The sequence below is a fragment of the Aeromicrobium sp. CnD17-E genome, assembly GCF_024124745.1.
Classification (GTDB): Bacteria; Actinomycetota; Actinomycetes; order Propionibacteriales; family Nocardioidaceae; genus Aeromicrobium.
The window spans coordinates 1-2,535 of sequence record NZ_JAMXRU010000185.1 but is presented as its reverse complement, the minus strand read 5'-3'; the positions used below and the strand labels follow the sequence as shown (position 1 = coordinate 2,535).

Genomic DNA, 2,535 nt, shown 5'->3' with positions numbered 1-2,535 from the left:
CGGGGCGTCGCCACCGACCGCTGCGGCGCCGTCGCCGTCCGACGACGAGGGCGACGACGTGGCGGCCCCTCCGCGGGCCGCGGCGGTCAGGTCGGCCACCGACACGGGGGTGAAGGTCTCGTTGCGGGCGTTCTTCACGCCGTGCGCGCCGATCGTGATGATGCCGCACCGGGTCCGGCGGCAGTCGACCGTCGTGACCCTGTTGCTGCGGTCGCGAGCCTTGAACACTGCGCCCGGGACGACGATCCGCGTCGACCACGAGCCGTCGGCGGCCAGCGTGCCGCCGTTCGCGGCGGACGCGGTGTCGCTGCCGGGGAAGGCCACGAACTTCTGGAAGCCCTGGTTGTCCTTCGTCTCGCTGTCGGGGACGTACAGCAGGTTGCGCCCGGTCTGGCCGCCCTGCGACGGACGCCAGGTCCCGGAGACCGTGCCGAAGAAGACGTAGATGCCGCCGTGGCCGTTCTTGATCGACTGGAAGCCCTGGCCGCGCAGGGTGAGGGTCGTGGCGTACGTCGGGTCGACCACGGCCGACCCCTGGGCGTTGGCCACGCCGACCCGGGACTCGGCCGCGGCAGGCGATGCCGTGACCACGGCGACGAGCCCGGCGAGCGCGAGCGAGAGCGCGACGAGGGCCGCGGTCGTGCGTCGGGGGAGTGCGGCAGGGGCGGGGGACGGTCCGGTCAGCACGGGGCCTCCTGGGGGTGTCGGTGGGGCAGGACGAGCAGCCGACCGTCGAGGTCGACGACCTCGAGCGGGTGCTCGTACACGGTGGAGAGCAGCTCGGCGGTGAGGACGGCACGCGGTGCCCCGACGGCGCGGACGCGACCGTCGGCGAGGACGCAGACCCGGTCGGCGTGCGCGGCGGCGAGGGTCAGGTCGTGCAGCACGGCCACGACCGCGTGACCGGCGGCGGCCAGCTCGCGGGCCTGGGCCATGACGAGCTCGACGTGACGGACGTCGAGCGCGGCGGTGGGCTCGTCGAGCAGCACGAGGGCGGTCTCCTGCGCGAGCACGCGTGCCAGCGAGGTGCGAGCGCGCTCACCGCCCGACAGCGTCGGGTAGACGCGCTCGGCGAGGTGCGCGACGTCGCTGCGGCGCAGCGCCGCGGCGACGACGACGTCGTCGCGGTCCTCCTCGGGACGTCCGGCCCACGCCGCCCGGCCCATGCGGACGACGTCGACGACGCGGAACCCGAACGCGAGCCGGTTCTCCTGCGGCAGCACGGCGCGTCGGCGGGCGAGCTCGCCGGCGCGCAGGCTCGCGACGCGGCGGCCGTCGAGCGTCACCGAGCCCCGCTGGGGGACCTGGTCGCCGGAGAGGACGCCGAGGAGCGTGGACTTGCCGGCACCGTTCGGCCCGACGAGCACGAGCAGCTCGCCCAGGCGCACCTCGAGGTCGACGTCGTGCAGGACCGGCGTGCCACCCAGCTCCACGCCGATGCCGGACGCGACCAGGGGGGCGTTCACGCCCAGCCTCCCGCGGTCCGACGCGTGCGACGCAGCAGCCAGAAGAAGAACGGTCCGCCGACCAGCGAGGTCAGCATGCCGATCGGCAGGTCGGCGTAGGCGACGGCGGTACGGGCGAAGAGGTCGGCCCAGAGCAGCAGGAGCGCCCCGCCGAGCGCGCTGGCAGGCACGAGCACCCGGTGGCCGGGACCGACGACCATCCGGACCAGGTGGGGCACGACCAGGCCGACGAAGGCGATGATGCCGGCGAAGGAGACGGCGGCCGCCGTGAGCAGCGCGACCAGCACGATCGCCGCCACGCGCACGCGCTCGACGTCGACGCCGACGTGGCGGGCGGCGCGGTCGCCGAGGGCCAGCACGTCGAGGCGCCGCGAGAGCGCCAGCGCACCCACCAGGCCGATCCCGACGCACGGAGCCACCACGGCGACGTGCGCCCAGCGGGTGCCGTTGAGGCTGCCGAGCTGCCAGAACACGATCTCCTCGCGCGCCGACGTGTCGCCGAGGAACAGCATGAGCGCCAGGCCCGCGCTGCACACCGCGTTCACGGCGATGCCCGTGAGCACGAGGGTGACCACCTCGGTGCGTCCGTCGGCCCGCGACAGGGCGTAGACCGTGAGGGTGGTGACCAGGCCGCCCACGAAGGCGAACGCCGGCACGGTCCACGCGCCGAGCAGGGTCACCTGGAAGACGATGACGAACGCGGCGGCGAGGGCGGCGCCCACGGACACGCCGACCACGCCGGGCTCCGCGAGCGGGTTGCCGAACACGCCCTGCATCAGCGCCCCGGCGGTCGCCAGCGCCGCGCCCACGAGCAGCGCCAGCGCGACCCGCGGGAAGCGGACCTGCCAGAGGGTGTTGTCGCCCTGGGGGTGCGTCGGCAGGGGCAGGACGTCGAGGCCCACGCGGTGCAGCACCGACCCGAGCACCTGGTCGGCCGGGACGTCGAGCTGTCCCTGCCCGGCCGAGACCAGCGTCGACACGACGACACCCACGCCGAGCGCGCCGAGCAGCAGCCCGGCCCGGCCGCGGCGCACCGGGGGCAGCGACGGCGCGGGCACCTCGTCGGCCG

The 2,535-nt window shown here is 75.4% G+C and carries 3 protein-coding genes; all 3 read right to left on the bottom strand.

The window, feature by feature from the left end; all coding sequences use genetic code 11:
• Positions 1 to 687, bottom strand: a 687-nt coding sequence (locus NH339_RS17865; protein ID WP_253027343.1) for a hypothetical protein, incomplete at its 3' end; no start/stop codon positions are given.
• On the bottom strand, positions 681 to 1,466 hold the full coding sequence (locus tag NH339_RS17860; RefSeq protein ID WP_253027342.1) for a heme ABC transporter ATP-binding protein: 786 nt from the start codon (positions 1,464 to 1,466) through the stop codon (positions 681 to 683). The genes NH339_RS17865 and NH339_RS17860, both read right to left, overlap by 7 nt.
• Complete coding sequence (locus NH339_RS17855) at positions 1,463 to 2,524, bottom strand: iron ABC transporter permease (protein ID WP_308207102.1); 1,062 nt, start codon at positions 2,522 to 2,524, stop codon at positions 1,463 to 1,465. The genes NH339_RS17860 and NH339_RS17855 overlap by 4 nt, the downstream gene beginning before the upstream one ends.
• Positions 2,525 to 2,535 lie beyond the last annotated feature (11 nt).